Raw genomic sequence first — 18,824 nt, forward strand, 5'->3', positions numbered from 1 at the left:
AAGCAGTCCGAATCTAGTGTGCATTTTGACACGGCTGCTCCTGTGCCCATGAAAGCAGTCCGAATCTAGCGGGCATTCGGACAATGCTGCTCCTGTGATCATGTAAGTTGTCTGAATCCAGCATGATTTCGGACACAGGCGCTCCTGTACCCATGAAAGCAGTCCGAATCCATCACATATTTGGACACGTAATCCCCTTTCATCCAGAAAGCTGTCAGAATTCCCCTTTCATTCCGATATTCCCCTTGAAATCAGTATACCTACAGTCGAAACATCCCAAGCAGGTCAACACCGCTTACTTTCAGGAAAATTTTAAGCTAATTGTGAATTGGACGAAATCAAATAATAAAGATGAGATTATTTTTCTTGAGTAAGTTTTCATCAACAGATACTATAGAGTTTGGAACATTATTAGGAAGGAAGACAACATGGATAAACGTATTTATTTTTTAATGATCATATCCTTTATCATTGGGTTAGTTGAACTTATCATTAGCGGCATCTTAGATTTAATTGCAGAGGATTTAGAGGTAAGCATCGGACAAGTTGGCTTGCTGATTACTGTATTTGCTGTCATTTTTGCAGTGGCATCACCAATTTTACTTGTTATGACTGCTAAAATAGAAAGAAAAAGGCTCACCTTAATATGCTTATACATCTTTTTCATCGGTTGTATCGTAACCGTGCTCGCACCGACTTTTTCAATTTTGTTTATAGGAAGAATTATCCTTGCTCTGAGTGGAGCGTTATTAATCATCTTGTGCTTGGTTATGGCGCCTAGCTTAGTAGGGGAAAAGTATAAAGGCAGGGCAATCGGGATAGTGTCCATGGGAGTAAGTGCTTCTTTAGTTTTAGGGGTACCAATCGGTATTATCATGGGTAATAGTTTTGGCTGGAGAGCACCTTTCGTACTTATTACGGTTTTGACGGGATTATCTATCATTGGCGTTCATCTATTAATGAGTAGAGTACAACCAAAGCCTCAAATTCCATTAAAGAAACAGCTGGCTACCTTGAAAAATCACAAAATTACTCTAGGGCTAACAACGACTTTTCTGTATATGACAGGTCATACGATCATGTATGCCTATTTTAAGCCATATCTAGAAGTTACCACTGATTTTAACGCGACGTGGATTAGTGTTATCTATTTCATTTTTGGTTTTGCAGCAGTAAGTGGTGGGGGTCTTGGCGGTGTCTTGGCAGATTTATTGGGCTCAAGAAAAACAATGGTTATTTCACTAGTAATTTTTAGTGCATTATTCTTTGTATTTCCATACTCGGCAGATTTGTATCTCGTGTTTTTCATTGTCCTAATTGTTTGGGGAATTCTCAGTTGGGCGATTTCACCAGCCATGCAATCTTATCTGATTGAAATAGCCCCTGAATCGTCGGAAATTCAACAAAGCCTGAATAACTCAGCCCTTCACTTAGGTGTGGCTGTCGGGTCCGTGATTGGAGCTGGAATCGTAGATACACTTTCGGTTACAGTAAACCCGTTTGCAGGTGGAATATTTATTATCTTATCACTCATTACAGTAGTTATTTCTGTAAGGAGCAAGGAAAAGGATACGTATAAAACCAGGAGCGCAATTTGATTTTCTTTCAAGTTGTGCTTTTTTTTATTCTTTGGAAAAAGTGCAAGACTCAGAAGGATTCTCTAATCGAATAGGAGAATAGGTAATAAAAGCAAAAAAATAGGGGGAAATATGAAAAAGTTTTATGTTGCATCAAGTTTTAAGAACCTAGAATCAGTTCGTTATGTTGCACGACAATTAGTAAAAAAAGGTTTTATATATACATATGACTGGACAAAAAATGAAAGAGCTTCAACATTCGAGGATTTAAAAGTTATTGGGACGGAAGAAAAAAATGCAGTATTAGAATCGGATTTACTAATAGTCCTATTCCCTGCAGGAAAAGGCAGTCACATTGAACTTGGAATAGCACTTGGGCAAGGTAAGAAAATCTATCTTTATTCCCCGGATGATCAAATAAATCATTTTGAAACAACAAGTACGTTTTATCATTTACCTGAAGTTGAAAAGTGTATTGGGACTATTGATGAATTAATAGAGACAGTTGTTGAAGGGAATTCGAATGTAATCAATTAATTATATTTTAAAAAGCTTTTTTACAGGAGAGAGAGTATGAAAATGAATAATTGGTGGTATGGCTTTTACTTTTTAGTTTTAGGGGTGGTATCCTTTTTTACCGGTGAAATCGTAACTTTTATCATGTTAGGGTTTATATTACTAGCTTTGAATAATATAAACTCCACGCTTAAGAAAATATACAAACAAAATAATGGTGAAAAACAGGATTAGCAATAGAAACGGAGCTATCTTATGAAATTAAAAAATCGTGATATTCTAGAGCTTATGGAACAATATCATGTACCTGGTTTGAGCATTGCAATAATTGAAAAAGGTCAAATCAGTAAAATAGAGAACTGTGGTGTCTTACAAGCAGGGACTACTAAAAAAGTAGCCGAAAACTCGATTTTTAATTCTTGTTCGATTAGTAAGTTTCTAACAGGAATGCTCGTTATAACTCTAACCGAACAGGGACTCCTTGTTGTAGATGAAGATGTTAACATAAAACTTGAATCATGGAATGTACCTGAAAATGAATATACGAAAAATAAAAAGGTTACATTACGAAACTTACTAAGTCATCAATCGGGACTTGTCGACCCTAAATATAGCTTCACAGAGTTAACAGTGGACATAGGTCTACCTTCAATGGTTGACCTATTAGAGGGAAGAACACCTTATTGCAACGAATCGATTGAAGTGAAATATGAACCTGAGCGTGAATTTCATTATTCAGATGCAGGTTTTTGTATTATTCAGCAGCTAACAGAAGACATTACTAAATTGCCATTTGACCAGGTTGTGAACGAACTATTATTTAAACCATTAAGAATGGAGAATAGCTTATTTGTTATGCAAACCACGGATATAAGAAAAGTAAACATTTCTAGTGGACATAATAAAAATGGCGAAATCGTTCATGAAAAATATCCAATATATCCATACCCCGCGGCTTCAGGTTTATGGACAACCACTGCAGATTTAAGTCGTTTAACTCTGGAATTAATGAATGCTTTAAAAGGTGAAAGTAAAATTGGCATTTCTGCGAGTAAAGCAAAGGAAATGATAAGCCCTCAAAGAGATAAGAAGTGGTGCGGATTGGGAGTGTTTTTAAACGGGCAAGAAACAGAGCTTGAAATTTCCTCACTTGGTTGGGGAATAGGGTTTCAATGTATGATGGTGGCATTTCCGCAAAGGGAGTCCGGTGCGGTGATCATGACAAACGCTGAATTAGGTATTCACCAAATGGAGGGTATTATTGGTGAAATATACAACTCCCTTGAAATATAACAAATTTAGTTATTCTATAACCGGAGGATGCGGAAAATGAAAATAATCTCTATTAAAGAAAATCCAGAACATATGAAAAGTGCGATAACCTATATTCAAAGCAAATGGGCTAGTGAACAAAGCTTGAAGGTATATGAAGATTGTATCGAACATTGCATTTCGAACACGAACCCATTGCCACAATGGTATCTTTTGATGGATGAAGAAAAAATAATTGGCTGTGCTGGCCTGATTACAAATGATTTTATAAGCCGGATGGACCTGTATCCTTGGGTGTGTGCTATATACATTGAAGAAGAGTACAGAGGTAAAAATTATGGGTCACTCCTGTTAGAACGAGCTAAAAATGATGCAAAAGCTGGAGGTTTTTCAAACTTATATCTTTGCACAGATCACATTGGTTTATATGAAAAATACGGGTTCAACCATATTGGTACAGGCTATCATCCGTGGGGAACGAGTTCGCGTATTTACGCAGTAGCTTTGTAAGAGATCTAAACGTAACCGAATCCATTAGGAGTTTGCCAATAAAGTGGGACAGGGCCACTGTCCCTTAGTTTGTTTTCTTAGGAAAAGTGGCGATCACTTCCTACAAGAAAATATCAATACGACTGGAATTCGTTGTCTTCTTTTATACTCAGCATCACTTGAAAAATGTTCTCGCTGGGGAGACCCTTCACGTAAATCATCGATTCTAAAACCAGTCTCAGTAAGACCCCGGAAGTATTGCTCAATCGTCCTGTGATATTTTACAACGATTTGATCTATCCAAGGTTCTTTTCTTTCACCTTCAAGAAAATAATCATCAATTACCCAGTTCCCACGCTTATCTCCTGCTTGTTTGCTTATAAAAGAGGAAGTTGTGAGGGGATGCTGGACACTGAACACGAATTTTCCATTCGTTTTTAATGCATGATACGCGTTTTGAAAAAGAGACCGAATGTCTGAAATATAGTGTATCGCGAAGCGTGAGGTGACGATATCAAAGTGGTTTGAAGGAAAGCTGTATGTTTCTAAGTTTTCATGATAAATGGTTCCAGACTCACTGTTAAGATTAAGTTTTGCAGCTGAAACCATCTGCTCGGAACCTTCTACACCCGTGTAATAGGATGCACCTTGACTCAGTAGGTCTTTGCCAAAGGATGCATCACCACAACCTAAATCTAGAATACTTTTATTTTGAAAATCACCGATTAGCTCATAAATAATCGGGGCTTCGATTGCATTATTGGGACTATCCTTTCTGCCTCTCTGCTTCATATAATTTGAAAAAAAGTCCTCGTGATCGTATGCACTTGCTCCTCGAAATTCCATACACGTCATAACCCCTTCCCCACATTAATTGCTCATTGCTAATGGTTATTTTAACATGTATTGTAAAAATATGGGGTGAACTCATCGTTTTATAGAAAGGGTCGAAAGGGGAATGCCGATTGAGTGAATGGAAGGATCTAATCAAAGATTCACACGCAAGATGGGAAGAGAATGCGGAACTTTGGGATGATTATATGGGGTATGAGAGTAATCGATATCACCGTGAACTGATTCGCCCTTATACTGAAAAATTATTAAACATAAAAGAAGGCCAGACCATATTAGACATTGCTTGCGGTAACGGAAACTTTTCAAGGAGACTTGCAGAATTGGGAGCAAATGTTATTGCCTTTGATTACTCTGAAAAAATGATAGAGCGGGCAAAAATGAGAACGAAGGAATACATAAATCAAATCGATTATAAAGTTGTGGACGCAACCAGTTACGAGGAATTGTCTGAACTGGGAACTGAACAATTTGATAGTGCAGTAGCCAATATGGCTTTAATGGATATTGCGGATATTACGCCCTTGGTCCAATCCTTACATAAGATGTTAAAGCCAAATGGAGTTTTCGTCTTATCTATCACGCATCCATGTTTTCAACCCCCTGGAGTCCGTAAAGTTACGGAGACAGAAGAAAGGGATGGAAATGTGATCACTACAAATAGTATTCAACTATCAAAATATCTCAACCCAGAACCCTATCACGCCATTGGCATAAAAGGTCAGTCCAGCCCACATTTCATGTTCCATCGTCCGTTATCGTACTATCACAATCTATTTTTCGAGGATAATTTTGTATTGGACGGTATGGAAGAACCGAGTTTCCAAAATGTGACCGATAAATTTGATTGGCTCGAGATTCCACCTGTCCTTATTTTGCGGTTTCGAAAAAGATGATTCGGATATAAAACAACCTGTTTTTGAAGGTTCATGTTAAAATTCACATAATGACGCATTAAGTTTTACTTATTTTTAGTTATTATGGGAGAGTGAGTTAATGAAACAGAATAGAGAAGAAAAGAAGCATCCACTCTATTTTTTGATTTTAGGTTTAGTATCTATCGTATCAGGCATAGGAAATCTAAGGTATTTCATGAATTCAGACAGTATATATGACATCTTACTTGGTATCATTGGTGCCGCAGCCATCATTGGGTCCATTCTTCTATTCAAGGAATATAAAAGATTGGCAAAAGTAAGGGACACAGGGACAGGTCCATCGTCCCAATAGGGTTGGGTCTACTAAAGATAAGGTTTATAATGAATGTGTTGATGGATAGGAGGAGAAAATGATGTACATAACAGACGAGGCGAAACAATTATTGGAAAAGTCAGGTGCTGTGGGAATTCGTCTTTTCACAGTTCCTAGTCAGGAACATGGTCCGCAAATTGCTTTAGCGCTAGATGAACCACATGAGTTTGACCGTGTTCAAACGATTAAAGGAATTAAAGTAGCCTTTGATCCAAGTGTAACTGGAACGGAAGTCTTAACATTAGACAAAGAGGAAACTGAAAATGGAGTAGGATTGGTTTTAACAGGACCAGGAAGCTATTCGTAAAAGGAGGAATAAAAATGCCCCTTAAAAAGATTACACATGAAGAGTTATTTCAGAAAATGAATACTCAGGAAAAGATTGTCCTTTTAGACGTAAGAGCAGAAGAGAAATACAATGATTTTCATATTGAAGGCCAAAGTGTTGAGAGTCAAAACATTCATAAAGAGGAAATTTTTAAATCAGAAGAAAACAAGAGTAATGCAGTTGGATCCTTACCAAAAGATAAAGAAATAGTCGTAACATGCACAACTGGAAACTCCGCCACAAAATGTGCAAACATCCTTTCAAATCAAGAATACAATGTTGCAGTATTAGATGGTGGAATTACGGCTTGGAAGGAATTTTTAGAAAACAGAGCAGAATAATCAAAAACGACAGCGATTGCGAAAGTAGGCAATCGCTTTTTGTAACTTAATTTTAATGTCTGGATTTGATTTATTGTTTACCCTTCATGAATGTATAATAGAAACATATATTTAGGTGTGTAGTCCTCCTGTTTCTAAGTCAGGTATCTGAGGGGAGATGGCAAAATGAGTTACAAGATGAGAATCGCGACGATGCTGGCTGATCAAATTGATGGTTTTATTCAACTCGTTCAAGAAAACTATGAAAGTAAACATAAAACCTACATAGAAAATCCGGATAAATGGTACCAAGTGAAGCTACTAATTGAAGAATTTAAGTTTCAACTAAACGCATCCGAACTTAGGAGAATTAACCGATTTTCTTGGAACGAAAAGTACACAATTTTATTAGTTGATGATGTTCAAAAGGGCTTGGATGTGATTGAGGAATACGTCGTGAGAAACTACGACGAGTTATTTATTTTAACGGGCAGACTTCACACATTAAGGAGTTTTTGTACGTCACTTAAAAAGGGTGAAGTTTGATTATGTTCGGGATTAAAGAGTATGAACCAATTTTCTTTTCGGATACTTATGAGTTTATGAAAGAACATGGAGAAGGGTTAAGGAGATTAAAAGGTTCGCAACTTGAAGCAATTATAACTGTACATCACGCAAAAGATGGTGAGTTTTGGTCGGACTGTCCAGTTATTTTAGTTATCGGAGGAAAACAAGTAGAGTTTTGTTCCTTTAAAGATTGTGTTTCTGTTACCTGGGATGAAATAGATGTGAATGAAGGTTTAGACTGGTACGGAAGTCAGAATTTACAGCTTGGGTGGCAAGAAAACATGGTTGAAAATGTGACTTCAATGATTGGAAAGAAGATTGAAAAAGTCGAGATCATTGAGGCATCCCCAGGCATTTTACACGGAATTGGGTTCCAAATAGGCGCAAGCTATTTTTGCATCTTCAACGCATTGGACGAGACAGGCTTTTCATGTGTGAAAGATGATGGCCATATATACACAAAGCTATAGGGAAGATGGAAAGGATATATCGGGAATGAGTGCTGAATCAAGAAAGCTAGTGTAGGATGAACTAAATGAAAGTACATAAACTTCACACGACAAACCACCGACATTAGTAAGGTGGTTTTTGTGTATGTATTATCTATTTTTGTAATACCAAAGCACCCGTTTAAGATGAAATGTACACTTATCTATTACTTTTCTTAAAACTAAGTATAATCCAAGAATAAAAGTAATAATTAAAATGACATAAATTACGTAGTACCAAAAAGGGTGATTATACGTTGTTGTAGTAGTAGTAATTCCCGAATTCCATTCTGTTATTTCTAACTGGGAAGGGAAAGGGTCATAAAGTATATCGATAGTTAAATAAGTTAGTATAGATTGTAGAATAAGAAATATTCCGATTGTTTCTTTCATTATTTTACCTCCACAAACCAATTCACTATTAACAGTTTAACATAAAAACAGTAAGTTTTTTCCACAAATTCCTTAAGATTGGTTTAATGAACTAGTTATAAAAGGATTAATGATAATTTTTGTTGAATTTATAATACAAGTATTATTTAACGGAGGAATTAAAATGTTTTCATATACAATTTGTTTTATTAAGCAAGGAAATAATATACTACTTCTTAATCGAGAATCCCCTGAGTGGATGGGAATTTGGAATGGTGTTGGCGGTAAATTAGAGGAAGGCGAAAACCCCTTTGAATGTATCATTCGAGAGATACGAGAAGAAACGGGGATTGAGATGGAACCTCAAAACGTACGGCATAAAGGTAATATTACATGGACAAACCCATCTCATTCTTATTTTGATGGAATGTATGTTTATGTTGCCGAGCTGCCTGAATCCTATCATTACCCTACTCCACTCAAAACCGATGAAGGTATTTTGGATTGGAAAGACTTATCCTGGATCATGCATCCGAAGAACGTAGGATTAGCAAATTTGAAATATTATTTACGAGAAATTTTACAAGACGAGACGAACTATGAACATCGATTTGTTTATGATGGGGATGATGTCGTGGATTTCAACAGAGTGCCCATGGTTGAGCCAGTTCTAAAATAATAGTGGAAGGTGCATTGTTTTTTCAAAACTCTTCCGGTCAACTTCTGACAATGGGGGTCGAAAAAGCGAGTTAGTGTCCGAAGCTTTGCTAACTTTGTACAAGTCCGACTTGAAAAAGTGGTCTAGTATCTGCAGCTGTGTGAACTTCGGACAAGGTCGAGTCGAAAAAGCGGGTTTGTGTCCGAAGTTGTGTGAACTTCGGACAAGGACGGGGCGGAAAAGCAGAATTGTGTCTGAAGTTGTGTGAACTTCGGACAAGGGTGGATCGAAATAGCAAGTTAGTGTCCGAAGTTGTGTGAACTTCGGACAAGGGCGAGTCGAAAAAGCAAGATAGTGTCTGAAGTTGTGTGAACTTCGGACAAGGTCGAGCCGGAATAGTCAGGTAGTGTCCGAAGCTGTGTGAACTTCGGACAAGGTCGAGTCGAAAAAGCGAGTTAGTGTCTGAAGTTGCGTGAACTTCGGACAAGGTCGAATCGAAAAAGCGAGTTAGTGTCTGAAGCTGTGTGAACTTCGGACAAGGTCGAATCGAAAAAGCGAGTTAGTGTCTGAAGCTGTGTGAACTTCAGACAAGGGCAAGTCGAAAAAGCAAGATTGTGTCTGAAGCTGTGTGAACTTCGGTCAATGGCGGGTCGAAAAAGCGAATTAGTGTCCGAAGATGTGTGAACTTCGGACAAGGACGGGTCGGAAAAGCAGAATTGTGTCTGAAGTTGCGTGAACTTCGGACAAGGGTGGAGCAAAAAAGCAAGTTAGTGTCCGAAGCCGAACCCGAACCCGAAGCCGAACCCAAAATCTATCAAATAGGAGATTGAGAGTAAAGAATAACTAAGAAATATAGGGTTGTAGGAAGTAGCCGCATAATCAAAAAAATATCCCCAAAATACCTAGGAGGTTAAAAATGAATAAAGACAAAGACTCGCAATCAACCACAAACCATTCAAAAAGAAAGAGTCGTTTATTTTGGGACCTTTTTCTTACAGGTGGATGGTCCTCTTTTGAAAAGGAATGGAAAAATTCAAAGAGTCATTGGCATACATTCCTTTTGTTTTCTGTCCCTGTCCTGGGAGCGGGGATCATCGTACTAATAGCCGTATTTGCGAGAAAAATATTTTAGTGCTCTCAAAATAAAAAAATAAGTTTAGTAACATACTTATTCGCTTATATGAATGCAAGCACAATCGTAATTTTTATAATATTGGCCTGTAAAGTCTTTAATTTATACAAGACTTTTGGTATAATAATTCTGAAAATTGGTAAATTTTAAAATACAGAAAAAGGGGGTTAATAACAATGAAAAAATTTAGTCTTTGGTCGGTACTACTAGTATTGGTATTGTTCGTCAGCGCGTGTGGTGGGGGTGGAAGTTCAGAAACAGGTGGGGACGGGATAAGCGAGGATGGTATCTTAACAATAGGTGAAACTGGTCTTTATTCAACCAAAGGTGGGGATTTTGAAGTAACGATAAATAGTGTGAAGAAAGAAGCAGGTGGAGATGGTGAGACGGCTTTAAGGGGTACATATGTCGTTGCAAATGTAACGATAACGAGTAGAGCATCGGAGTCGACAAATTTAGAAAAAGTATTACCATTTAAAATCTTTGTAGACGACATCGTTAACTGGAACAGCGTAACAGCTGGAAAAGAGTTCAGTTTTGGAAAACAAATTTCAGGAGAAATCGCTGGAGGTGATTCCATAACTGGTGAACTTATATTTGATGCTCGGGAATCAGAAACATATAAAATTCTGCTGGGTGGAAAAGCAGAACCAAATAAACTTGAATGGAGCCTAGCTGCAGAGGATTTTCAGTAAAAATATCATTAATATTTGAAGTGGTACTGGAATAAGATTCCGGTGCCACTTTTTTCTTTTGTGAACTAGGAAAATTTATTTAACACTATCATCCAAAACAATAAAATAGGTCTAAATTTCAATAATATTTTATTGAAAAACAATAAATAATAACTTATAATCAACTAAGAACTAATTCAATGTCGGGTGGGACACAGGGGCAGTCTCCTGGTCCCAAAATGGAGGTTAGGATCATGAGAGCGTTGAAACAGCTTTTTCATTTTGGTTGGGAGCAGGCCCTTTCTTGTTTGTTTCCTGTGGTTATTTTTGCCTCTTTGGCTCTTACAAAAATCATACCTCTTCCTTTTCTGCCACGGTATGATTGGCTGCTAATCATCTGTATTGTGATGCAGTGGTGGATGGTACGATCAGGCCTTGAAACAAGGGATGAACTAAAGGTGATCACATTGTTTCACCTTATCGGGCTTGCTCTTGAACTTTTCAAGACACATATGGGCTCATGGTCCTACCCAGAGGAAGGGTATTTCAAAATTTTCGGAGTGCCATTATATAGCGGATTCATGTATGCAAGTGTGGCGAGTTATCTTTGTCAGGCATGGCGAAGGCTTAATGTGGACCTCGTAAAGTGGCCACCATTTTGGCTAGTGGTCGCACTTGCAGCTGCGATTTATTTGAACTTTTTCACACATCATTTTTGGATTGACGTACGTTGGTACTTAACAGTGCTTGTTATGGTTGTTTTTTGGAAATCGTGGGTCACATATGAGATTAATGGAACACATTACCGGATGCCAATTGCCCTTTCTTTTATGTTAATCGGATTTTTTATTTGGATAGCTGAAAATATCGCAACATTCTTTGGAGCCTGGGAATATCCCAACCAAGCCAAAGCCTGGAGTCTTGTTCACTTAGGTAAGGTGAGTTCATGGGTTCTATTAGTCATAGTGAGCTTTCTTATCGTAGCAACGTTGAAGCAAGTTAAAGGGAAAAATTCCACTAGGATTACTACTAGTCATTTTTATAAAAAGGAGATGGTAAAATGAAAATGCAAGTGCCGATACTGTTTTTTCTTCTTATTTTATTATCAGCCTGTACAGAAAACTCTGGAACCCCAATTGTACCAAATGAAAATAATATGATTATTAAAGTAAAAAACAATGCAGATTTTGAAATGTATGGTCTGGAATTAGATCTACGTAACCATACACAAGGGGCGGTGTATGCGGACGGATCCAAAATAAAAAAAGGAGATGAACTTTTGTTTGAATTCCTCGAAGAAGACTTTACTTTAAAGGGTGAAGGTGAAATGACCGTTTTTATTTTAACAGACAACCACATAGAGGATAATGGAGATAGAATACCGTTAAACAAAAAAGTAATCTTTGACTTGAAGAGTAATAAGGAAATCATATTTGAACTAACTGGTGAATCAATAAGCGACGCTGAACTAAAAAGGTTAAAATAAGTGTAAGGATAATTGATGAGGGTGAGGATATGGCAACAATTACAAGAATCAATAAAGAACAAGCTTGGGAAGTAAGGCACAAAGTGATGTGGCCAGATAAAAACTTTGACTATATTAAATTAGAAGATGATGATCTAGGAATTCATTTTGGCCTTTTTGAAGATAAGATGTTGAAATCAGTTGTCTCTCTTTTTATAAAGAATGAGGAAGCCCAATTTCGAAAGTTTGCTACACTTCAAAAGGAACAAGGCAAGGGATACGGAAGTACATTGCTGGACTACGTGTTAAAGGAAGCAAAGAATCATGAACTGAAAAGAATATGGTGTAATGCCAGAAAAAACAAAATGGATTTTTATAAAAAATTTGGTTTGCAAGAAACCAATGTTAGCTTTGTAAAAGGTGGCAAATCCTATGTGATTATGGAGAAACATTGGTAATTCAAAATAGAAACATTGCAGTATAAGGGAGTGAAGTAGATGCTAGTAAGAGAAGTTACACTTTCAGATGCAGAGAATTTTGGGTATCTTACACAACAAGTTGAAATGACTTCTGATTTTATGCTTTGGGAGGCAGGGGAAAGAAAGGCAAGTCCTGGCCAACAACGAAAAATGATAGAGAGAATCGATGCCGATGATAATTCTACAATTCTTGTTGCTGAAGAAAAAAACCAATTAATCGGTTTCGTAATGGCAATCGGTGGCACTGCCAAGAGAAACAGGCATTCAGTGTATCTTGTTATAGGAATCTTGAAGGAGTCTAGAGGCAAAGGTGTGGGCACAAAGTTGTTTGAAGAACTGGAAAAGTGGGCATTAACGCACCAAATCCATCGTTTGGAATTAACCGTTGTTACTAGAAATGTAGCGGGATTAGGATTATATCAAAAAATGGGCTTTGAAGTTGAAGGAACGAAGAGAGATTCCCTCTTAATAGATGGTGAATATGTGGATGAATATTATATGTCTAAGCTTTTATAAATGGAAGATAAGGTGTGATAATCCAAGGAGGATTCACACCTTTTTTGTTGAATTTAACATAAAAAGGAAAAGTCCTAAAAGGAGGAATGAGTGCGTTGACAATAGAAATTCATTTGGACGAGTTTACCGCGATGCATGATGAATTTATCATAGATTGGAACAACGCAATGAAAACGGGAGATACTTCTGCAATAGAACGAATGCAAGAAGACTATTACGTTACTTTTTTTAATGGTTCTCATGAAAAGCCAATGCTATTTAGCAGGGAGGAAGCGATTAAGGGTATGCGGGAATCAGTTAAACAACTGCTTGGAGCTCAAAAGAAGTTTAATAATCGTGTCATTCGTATGAAGAATCATGAGAATGCAGCTGTTTTTTATGAACTGTTAATTGAAAAAGATGAAAAGATATTTGCCAGATTGTTTACAATCGAAACTTGGCAACTTATAAATGGAAAGTGGATGCTCGCAAGGGAAACAGAAGAGCCGATTTCGTAAAAAGGAGGACCATATGAAAAACATATATATGATCAGGCATTGTGAGGCTGAGGGCCAGGAACCTGAAGCGCCTCTAACAGAAAAGGGCAAACAACAAGCCATTAATTTAGCTGCTTTTTTTGAAAAACGAAAAGTAGATCGAATCATTTCGAGTCCGTTCAAACGTGCCATCCAAACAATTCAAGCACTGGCAGGTGAACGTGATCTTGTTATCGAAATGAATCATCAATTATCAGAACGTGTTTTAAGCGCAAGGAATATGCCAGATTGGTATGATAAATTAAGAGATACATATGTGAACTTTGATCTGAAATATGAAGGTGGCGAATCGAGTCGAGAAGCAGTAAGCCGAATCATTGAGGTTGTTGATGAAGTTTTGAAAAGTGATGCTGAGAATACAATTATAGTGACACATGGTGGTCTATTGTCACTGCTATTAAATCATTACAATAAAAACTTTGGATTCGAGCAATGGGCAGCACTTAGCAATCCGGATGTATATCTCTTAACTGGAGAAAATCAAATCACTTTCGAGCGACTTTGGGAATAAACTGTATCGTTATTTCTCAAAAAGTTATAGAGTAAAAGTGAAAGGGGAAATTCCCATGAAAACACTTGGACTCGCGCTTTCGGTAACGATTGCCCTGTTCTTTATCAGCATGTTTATTATAGCTCCGGTCATGTCCAATATTGGCTATTCATCTGTTGAATCGTCCTATCATCTACAAACACACGCATTATTAATAACCCTGATTTTTACGGTTATTCTTTGTACCCTCCTTGGCACAAGATATATTGTAGAAGAACTAAAAAAAGCAAAGGCTAAGCAATAATTGAGCGTTGACCCAATGGCAGGTCAGCGTTTATTTTGTGTAAAATAAACTGAAACTTCTGTAAATACAAAACGTAAGATATAGAGAAGGGAGTGGGTTTCTTGAAGAGATATATGATTTTTGTGTTATTGGTATTGGTGCTGGAATTAATCCTGCTTTTCGGTATATCTCTGTTTTTGGATATAAACCTCGTAAACACAATGTTTATTGGTTCCTGCATTTTCATCATTTTTGCATTTTTAATGAGTTCCACGGGTGATATCTTTTCGAAAAATAGTCAAAAGGCCATTTTTGATATGTTTTTGGGAAGCTACAAACCACAGCACGAGAAAATGACATTAAAAATTAGTCCATTTCTAGTTGGCTCGATCTTGTGTTTTGGAATGTATTTTGTTTTGTATTATTTAGGGATTTTGACATGAGGAGAAAATAAATGAAAAAAGCCCTTTGTATAACAATCCTAGTTTTATTGATGCATTCAATCTCTGCTCACGCTCTTAGCTGGGCGTATTTCTTTGTCGTTCATGATGGAAAAGTATACGAGGTAAAAGAAGAGTTGGTACTCAAACGAACTGAACTTGGAAAAACGATAGGTAAAGTGGAAACCAAAGCGGATGAATATAGTGGGGATTATTATGGAAATGCATCAAACTATTATGAAATCGATACACGCTATTTTAAGATACAAGGTGTCCCAATCACCGAGGCAATCGCAGTGGAAACGGAAGAAGGACTGTATGTAAAAGCGGTCTATGTTCACGATGCTTCATCTCATATCAAGAATCTCCTCACAAGCTCCTATTTTTGGGTTATTTTAGGAATAGGGATGGTTCTATTGGTGGGGATTACTGTGTTAAAATCAAAACAAAGCTGATTTACTAGGAGTGTTCCAATTTTGACTTATATCAAAACTGTATTACCTAGAAAGCTACTAACCGCATCCATCTCAGGTTCCCTTTTCGCAATCTTGTTTGGCTTATTCTTTCCAGGTTCATTTGGGAGTGAAATCAACTCGATAAAAGAATATATGTGGAGTTTTTCAGCAACCGTACCATTCTACCTCATGTATAGCTTTCCAGTCATTCTCGTTTACGGAACGGTAACTTCTGTCATTAGCGACTTCCTTTCAGGACTCATTACGAAAAATAGGTTAAAACGAATGGAACCATATCTGTCAGCAGTATTTCATTTCTTATTTGGTTTCGTTCTCCAATGGATAAGTCTAGTTGCTGCCATCTTGTTTTTTGTAACAGACCGTATTTTAGGAAAAAAGAAGAACAGATACACGTGGAGCCATGGTTTAAAAAGCCTAATCATTCCATTTCTAATCTGGATCCTATTCATGGGAATCATTTGGATTATGGATTTCATTAGGGATGGTGGAGATCACATCGTTTATTAATAGTTAAAAATGTGGGTAAATGGAGGTTTCATAATGAGTCCTTTTCTTGCACTTTTTATTATTTTATTTGCCATTGTGGCAGATTACTTTTGGTTTGATACGGATAAGAAACGATGGGGTTGGATGAAAAATTGGTCAAAACTCAGTAAAGGGTTATTTTTTTTAGGATTTGCGGTCTTCTCGATATTAATTTACATAGGTTTAAGTTTCAAATATTTACACTAATTGGCGGATCTAAAGTAAGATGAGGTGCCATTCTTCTAATAGGGGGAGTTTACTTGAATCATAAACTAAGAAAATCTGCTAAAGACCGGTCTATAACTGGTGTTTGTGGAGGTATTGCTGAATTTTTTGGTATATCCTCTTTTGCTGTTAGACTAATCTTTATTCTATTACCACCTGCGAACATACTGATCTATATCATTCTTGCAAATACGATGTCTGATAGTCCACGGTCTCTTTATTAATACAGAAATATTAGAGGTGATTAAATAGGGAGTGTGAACCAAATGGAAGTATACGATAGAGAAAATGTCACTTGTGTTGAATTAGAGGTTCCGAATATGCCAAACCTCTTTTTATTCGAAACTGATGGAATGTTAGTTGATACCGGAGCTAAAAGCTATGAAACTCAAATTATTCCTTTTCTAAATGAAGCATCATTCGATCTTGTTGCATTAACACATAGTCATGAAGATCACACAGGTACAGCTCCGTGGATACAGGAAAACCTTAGTGTTCCGATATATATATCGCCTCTAGGTGTCGACACTTGCTTGCAATTTGCACCATATCCACAATATCGCCAAGTTATATGGGGCAAACGAAAGCCATTCAGACCACTTCCGATATCAGATACAATACACTCTCGGAAAAAAGAGTGGAAAGTATTACATACACCAGGTCATGCTGAGGACCATATTGCTTTATTGAATAAAAAAACCGGAATTTTGTTCACAGGCGATTTGTTTGTATCACCAAAAACAAAGGTAATAATGAGGTCTGAATCTATCCCTCAAATCTTGGACTCAATTCGGAAGGTTCTTACCCATGACTTCGGTCCAATGTTTTGCTGTCATGCCGGCTACATACAAGATGGACAAAAACGGATGCAACAAAAGCTTGACTACCTTGAAAATCTTTGCGGCGAAGTAAAAAATCTATATGAAATTGGGCTTTCCAAAGAAGAAATTAATCAAAAGATTTTCCAAAGAAAATACCCAATAACGTTTGTATCAGAGGGTGAGTGGGATACTTTGCATATTATTACTTCAATTATCGGTGGTAATAAAAGATCTTAGGCAGATATTCTACATAAAATAATTTAATTGTTAAGGGAGTATTGTTCCAACTCATCAAGTTTGGAACATTGTCTTACGTCCTTTTTCTATTCCTTTGATTATAGGAGGATTAGTTATGTTATTTTGTGCGTTACTTCCAGAGCACCTCATACTAAGTGGGTTCCTAACGGTCCTTTTTTGTACATTATTGATTTCCATCTTACTTTCATTAAGAGCCTATAAAACTCATTTGAATAAATGTTAGGCTTCACAAGAATAAAAGCTAGGGAATACCTATTCAGGTCTTACCCTAGTTTCACAGAAACCTTTTAAACTGTTAAGAACAAACTCACCAGATTGTTTGGTTGAACTTTTAAATAGCTTATCAATCATATTCATAACAGGTCGGTAATACGTTGTTTCAAACTCTTGCTCGATAATGGTATGATTGGCCTGTTGCTGCAAACGATATGAAAAAGTCATCATATAGGTTTGAGATTCAAGTTCAAAAGCGAAGAACGATGGGCGGGTAACTTGCTTATTTCTCCCCTGTAATGTAACCTGTTCTTTTTCTTCCACGGCTGTAAGCTGAAAGCTCGCACCAGGATGAGATTCGTGCTTGAGGTTATAATAATGGATAGACGTCACATTCGGAAACCATTTTTCACGCAAATGGGCCTTCGCAATACAGTCAAATACTTCTGTAATGGGTGCTTCGATAACAATTGATTGTTTCATAGGAATACCTCGTCATTTTTATTAGATTAAACATAGCAGAAAAGGTGATGTTTGTGGAGAGAATTTTTGGACTAGATCCTATAGTAGGAGAAGACCCAAAAGTATTAATCCTTGGTTCAATGCCAAGTGTAGAGTCACTTCGGAAACAAGAATATTACGGAAACAAACGCAATCATTTTTGGAAAATCATGTTCCAGCTTTTTGATAGTCTTGAGCGAGCAGAATACGAGGAAAAGATTGCATTTTTAAAAGACAAAAAAATTGCCCTTTGGGACGTGCTATATAGTTGCCATCGTGAAGGAAGTCTGGATTCGAATATTAAAAATGAAGTACCGAACGAGATTGAGTCTTTTGTAAAATGTAACCCAACCCTTCGCATAATCGTTTGTAATGGCACAAAAGCCTATAAAAGCTATCAAAAATACATTGGGCTTAATCGCTTTCCAGAGCTTAAGGTGATTAAACTACCTTCCACAAGCCCCGTTCCCGGAAAATACAATAAAACTCTTGAAGGCAAGCTCCAAGAGTGGAAAAAGATTAAAGAGTATTTATAACACTTTTTTTAGGTCTTCCTCAATTTTTTCAGGCTCGGTTTGTGGGGCATAGCGACCCACAACTTGGCCATTACGGTCTACTAAAAACTTGGTGAAATTCCATTTGATCGCTTTTGATAAAACACCTTTTTGTTGTTCTTTTAGGTATTCAAACAATGGGTCGGCATTCTCACCATTGACATCAATTTTTGCAAACATCGGGAATTTTACGCCATAATTTATTTCGCAAAATGAAGTTGTCTCATCCACATTTTCAAACTCTTGATTTCCAAACTGTGCAGATGGGAACCCGAGAACAACTAAACCATCTTCTTGATATTTATCATAAAGCTCCTGCAACCCCTTAAACTGGGGTGTAAATCCACATTTACTTGCTGTGTTGACGATAATTAGTGGTTTTCCTTCATATTCCTTCAGCGCTTTTCTTTCACCATTTGGCATGGTTACTTCAAAATCATACACACTTGCCATTATTACCACTCCCTAAAGTACGACTTATTCCAATCGTAAATGATGTTAGATTTGGATTCAAGTTTGGACTTCTTTTCATACAGATTTTCATGT

General features: G+C 37.0%; 31 protein-coding genes. 28 read left to right on the forward strand and 3 right to left on the reverse strand.

The window, feature by feature from the left end; genetic code table 11:
* The first annotated feature begins 428 nt into the window (after nt 1-428).
* The 5 genes from NST91_RS04375 to NST91_RS04395 all read left to right on the forward strand — a co-directional run bounded on the left by NST91_RS04375 (nt 429) and on the right by NST91_RS04395 (nt 3,875).
* Nucleotides 429-1,598, forward strand: coding sequence for an MFS transporter (locus NST91_RS04375; protein WP_341330167.1), 1,170 nt, complete (start codon nt 429-431; stop codon nt 1,596-1,598).
* Between the two features lie 111 nt (nt 1,599-1,709).
* Nucleotides 1,710-2,114 (forward strand): group-specific protein, encoded by a 405-nt coding sequence (locus tag NST91_RS04380; protein ID WP_341330168.1) that lies wholly within the window; start codon nt 1,710-1,712, stop codon nt 2,112-2,114.
* A gap of 36 nt (nt 2,115-2,150) precedes the next feature.
* A complete protein-coding gene (locus tag NST91_RS04385) occupies nt 2,151-2,327 on the forward strand; it encodes a hypothetical protein (protein ID WP_341333604.1) in 177 nt (58 codons plus the stop codon).
* A 21-nt stretch (nt 2,328-2,348) separates the two neighbouring features.
* Nucleotides 2,349-3,386, forward strand: a complete 1,038-nt coding sequence (locus NST91_RS04390; protein WP_341330169.1) for a serine hydrolase domain-containing protein — start codon at nt 2,349-2,351, stop codon at nt 3,384-3,386.
* A 36-nt stretch (nt 3,387-3,422) separates the two neighbouring features.
* Nucleotides 3,423-3,875 carry a GNAT family N-acetyltransferase gene (locus NST91_RS04395; RefSeq protein ID WP_341330170.1) on the forward strand — a complete coding sequence of 151 codons (453 nt, stop codon included), beginning with the start codon at nt 3,423-3,425 and terminating at the stop codon, nt 3,873-3,875.
* 93 nt (nt 3,876-3,968) lie between these two features.
* Here the strand turns inward: NST91_RS04395 and NST91_RS04400 are convergent, their stop codons facing one another.
* Nucleotides 3,969-4,700, reverse strand: coding sequence for a class I SAM-dependent methyltransferase (locus tag NST91_RS04400; protein ID WP_341330171.1), 732 nt, complete (start codon nt 4,698-4,700; stop codon nt 3,969-3,971).
* Nucleotides 4,701-4,819: 119 nt separating this feature from the next.
* Between NST91_RS04400 and NST91_RS04405 the strand changes: the two genes are divergently transcribed.
* The 22 genes from NST91_RS04405 (at nt 4,820) to NST91_RS04510 (ending at nt 16,989) form a co-directional block, all read left to right on the forward strand.
* Nucleotides 4,820-5,602 carry a class I SAM-dependent methyltransferase gene (locus NST91_RS04405; protein ID WP_341330172.1) on the forward strand — a complete coding sequence of 261 codons (783 nt, stop codon included), beginning with the start codon at nt 4,820-4,822 and terminating at the stop codon, nt 5,600-5,602.
* A gap of 100 nt (nt 5,603-5,702) precedes the next feature.
* Nucleotides 5,703-5,936: a hypothetical protein gene (locus NST91_RS04410; protein ID WP_341330173.1), complete on the forward strand. Its 234-nt coding sequence runs from the start codon at nt 5,703-5,705 to the stop codon at nt 5,934-5,936.
* Between the two features lie 58 nt (nt 5,937-5,994).
* On the forward strand, nt 5,995-6,264 hold the full coding sequence (locus tag NST91_RS04415; protein WP_341330174.1) for an adhesin: 270 nt from the start codon (nt 5,995-5,997) through the stop codon (nt 6,262-6,264).
* Between the two features lie 14 nt (nt 6,265-6,278).
* Nucleotides 6,279-6,626 (forward strand): rhodanese-like domain-containing protein, encoded by a 348-nt coding sequence (locus NST91_RS04420; RefSeq protein ID WP_341330175.1) that lies wholly within the window; start codon nt 6,279-6,281, stop codon nt 6,624-6,626.
* Between the two features lie 165 nt (nt 6,627-6,791).
* A complete protein-coding gene (locus tag NST91_RS04425; protein ID WP_341330176.1) occupies nt 6,792-7,151 on the forward strand; it encodes a hypothetical protein in 360 nt (119 codons plus the stop codon).
* A 2-nt stretch (nt 7,152-7,153) separates the two neighbouring features.
* On the forward strand, nt 7,154-7,642 hold the full coding sequence (locus NST91_RS04430) for a hypothetical protein (RefSeq protein WP_341330177.1): 489 nt from the start codon (nt 7,154-7,156) through the stop codon (nt 7,640-7,642).
* 574 nt (nt 7,643-8,216) lie between these two features.
* A complete protein-coding gene (locus tag NST91_RS04435; protein WP_341330178.1) occupies nt 8,217-8,711 on the forward strand; it encodes an NUDIX hydrolase in 495 nt (164 codons plus the stop codon).
* 895 nt (nt 8,712-9,606) lie between these two features.
* Nucleotides 9,607-9,822 carry a hypothetical protein gene (locus NST91_RS04440; protein ID WP_341330179.1) on the forward strand — a complete coding sequence of 72 codons (216 nt, stop codon included), beginning with the start codon at nt 9,607-9,609 and terminating at the stop codon, nt 9,820-9,822.
* 176 nt (nt 9,823-9,998) lie between these two features.
* Nucleotides 9,999-10,517 carry a DUF4352 domain-containing protein gene (locus NST91_RS04445; protein WP_341330180.1) on the forward strand — a complete coding sequence of 173 codons (519 nt, stop codon included), beginning with the start codon at nt 9,999-10,001 and terminating at the stop codon, nt 10,515-10,517.
* A 233-nt stretch (nt 10,518-10,750) separates the two neighbouring features.
* Nucleotides 10,751-11,560: a DUF817 domain-containing protein gene (locus NST91_RS04450; RefSeq protein ID WP_341330181.1), complete on the forward strand. Its 810-nt coding sequence runs from the start codon at nt 10,751-10,753 to the stop codon at nt 11,558-11,560.
* Nucleotides 11,557-11,982, forward strand: a complete 426-nt coding sequence (locus NST91_RS04455; protein ID WP_341330182.1) for a hypothetical protein — start codon at nt 11,557-11,559, stop codon at nt 11,980-11,982. The genes NST91_RS04450 and NST91_RS04455 overlap by 4 nt, the downstream gene beginning before the upstream one ends.
* A gap of 29 nt (nt 11,983-12,011) precedes the next feature.
* Nucleotides 12,012-12,419: a GNAT family N-acetyltransferase gene (locus tag NST91_RS04460; protein ID WP_341330183.1), complete on the forward strand. Its 408-nt coding sequence runs from the start codon at nt 12,012-12,014 to the stop codon at nt 12,417-12,419.
* A gap of 39 nt (nt 12,420-12,458) precedes the next feature.
* On the forward strand, nt 12,459-12,956 hold the full coding sequence (locus tag NST91_RS04465) for a GNAT family N-acetyltransferase (protein ID WP_341330184.1): 498 nt from the start codon (nt 12,459-12,461) through the stop codon (nt 12,954-12,956).
* Nucleotides 12,957-13,042: 86 nt separating this feature from the next.
* The gene (locus NST91_RS04470; protein ID WP_341330185.1) at nt 13,043-13,453 is read left to right on the forward strand and encodes a hypothetical protein; all 411 of its coding nucleotides are present in this window, start codon (nt 13,043-13,045) and stop codon (nt 13,451-13,453) included.
* Nucleotides 13,454-13,466: 13 nt separating this feature from the next.
* Nucleotides 13,467-14,003 (forward strand): histidine phosphatase family protein, encoded by a 537-nt coding sequence (locus tag NST91_RS04475; RefSeq protein WP_341330186.1) that lies wholly within the window; start codon nt 13,467-13,469, stop codon nt 14,001-14,003.
* Between the two features lie 55 nt (nt 14,004-14,058).
* Nucleotides 14,059-14,286, forward strand: coding sequence for a hypothetical protein (locus NST91_RS04480; RefSeq protein ID WP_341330187.1), 228 nt, complete (start codon nt 14,059-14,061; stop codon nt 14,284-14,286).
* Between the two features lie 101 nt (nt 14,287-14,387).
* Complete coding sequence (locus tag NST91_RS04485; RefSeq protein WP_121446453.1) at nt 14,388-14,708, forward strand: hypothetical protein; 321 nt, start codon at nt 14,388-14,390, stop codon at nt 14,706-14,708.
* 11 nt (nt 14,709-14,719) lie between these two features.
* A complete protein-coding gene (locus tag NST91_RS04490) occupies nt 14,720-15,160 on the forward strand; it encodes a hypothetical protein (protein ID WP_121446452.1) in 441 nt (146 codons plus the stop codon).
* Nucleotides 15,161-15,181: 21 nt separating this feature from the next.
* A complete protein-coding gene (locus tag NST91_RS04495; RefSeq protein WP_341330188.1) occupies nt 15,182-15,688 on the forward strand; it encodes a hypothetical protein in 507 nt (168 codons plus the stop codon).
* A gap of 33 nt (nt 15,689-15,721) precedes the next feature.
* On the forward strand, nt 15,722-15,913 hold the full coding sequence (locus NST91_RS04500) for a hypothetical protein (RefSeq protein ID WP_341330189.1): 192 nt from the start codon (nt 15,722-15,724) through the stop codon (nt 15,911-15,913).
* Nucleotides 15,914-15,966: 53 nt separating this feature from the next.
* Nucleotides 15,967-16,155 carry a PspC domain-containing protein gene (locus NST91_RS04505; RefSeq protein WP_341330190.1) on the forward strand — a complete coding sequence of 63 codons (189 nt, stop codon included), beginning with the start codon at nt 15,967-15,969 and terminating at the stop codon, nt 16,153-16,155.
* Nucleotides 16,156-16,197: 42 nt separating this feature from the next.
* Nucleotides 16,198-16,989 carry an MBL fold metallo-hydrolase gene (locus NST91_RS04510; protein ID WP_341330191.1) on the forward strand — a complete coding sequence of 264 codons (792 nt, stop codon included), beginning with the start codon at nt 16,198-16,200 and terminating at the stop codon, nt 16,987-16,989.
* A gap of 273 nt (nt 16,990-17,262) precedes the next feature.
* Here the strand turns inward: NST91_RS04510 and NST91_RS04515 are convergent, their stop codons facing one another.
* Nucleotides 17,263-17,706: an SRPBCC family protein gene (locus tag NST91_RS04515; RefSeq protein WP_341330192.1), complete on the reverse strand. Its 444-nt coding sequence runs from the start codon at nt 17,704-17,706 to the stop codon at nt 17,263-17,265.
* A gap of 47 nt (nt 17,707-17,753) precedes the next feature.
* Between NST91_RS04515 and NST91_RS04520 the strand changes: the two genes are divergently transcribed.
* Nucleotides 17,754-18,260 carry a DNA-deoxyinosine glycosylase gene (locus tag NST91_RS04520; RefSeq protein WP_341330193.1) on the forward strand — a complete coding sequence of 169 codons (507 nt, stop codon included), beginning with the start codon at nt 17,754-17,756 and terminating at the stop codon, nt 18,258-18,260.
* On the opposite strand, the gene NST91_RS04525 is transcribed toward NST91_RS04520, so the two are convergent.
* Nucleotides 18,255-18,731, reverse strand: coding sequence for a glutathione peroxidase (locus NST91_RS04525; RefSeq protein WP_341330194.1), 477 nt, complete (start codon nt 18,729-18,731; stop codon nt 18,255-18,257). The two genes, NST91_RS04520 and NST91_RS04525, sit on opposite strands and share 6 nt — an antisense overlap.
* Nucleotides 18,732-18,824: the final 93 nt, after the last annotated feature.

The sequence above is a fragment of the Ferdinandcohnia sp. FSL W7-1320 genome (genome assembly GCF_038050315.1).
Lineage (GTDB): Bacteria > Bacillota > Bacilli > Bacillales > Bacillaceae_L > Ferdinandcohnia > Ferdinandcohnia aciditolerans.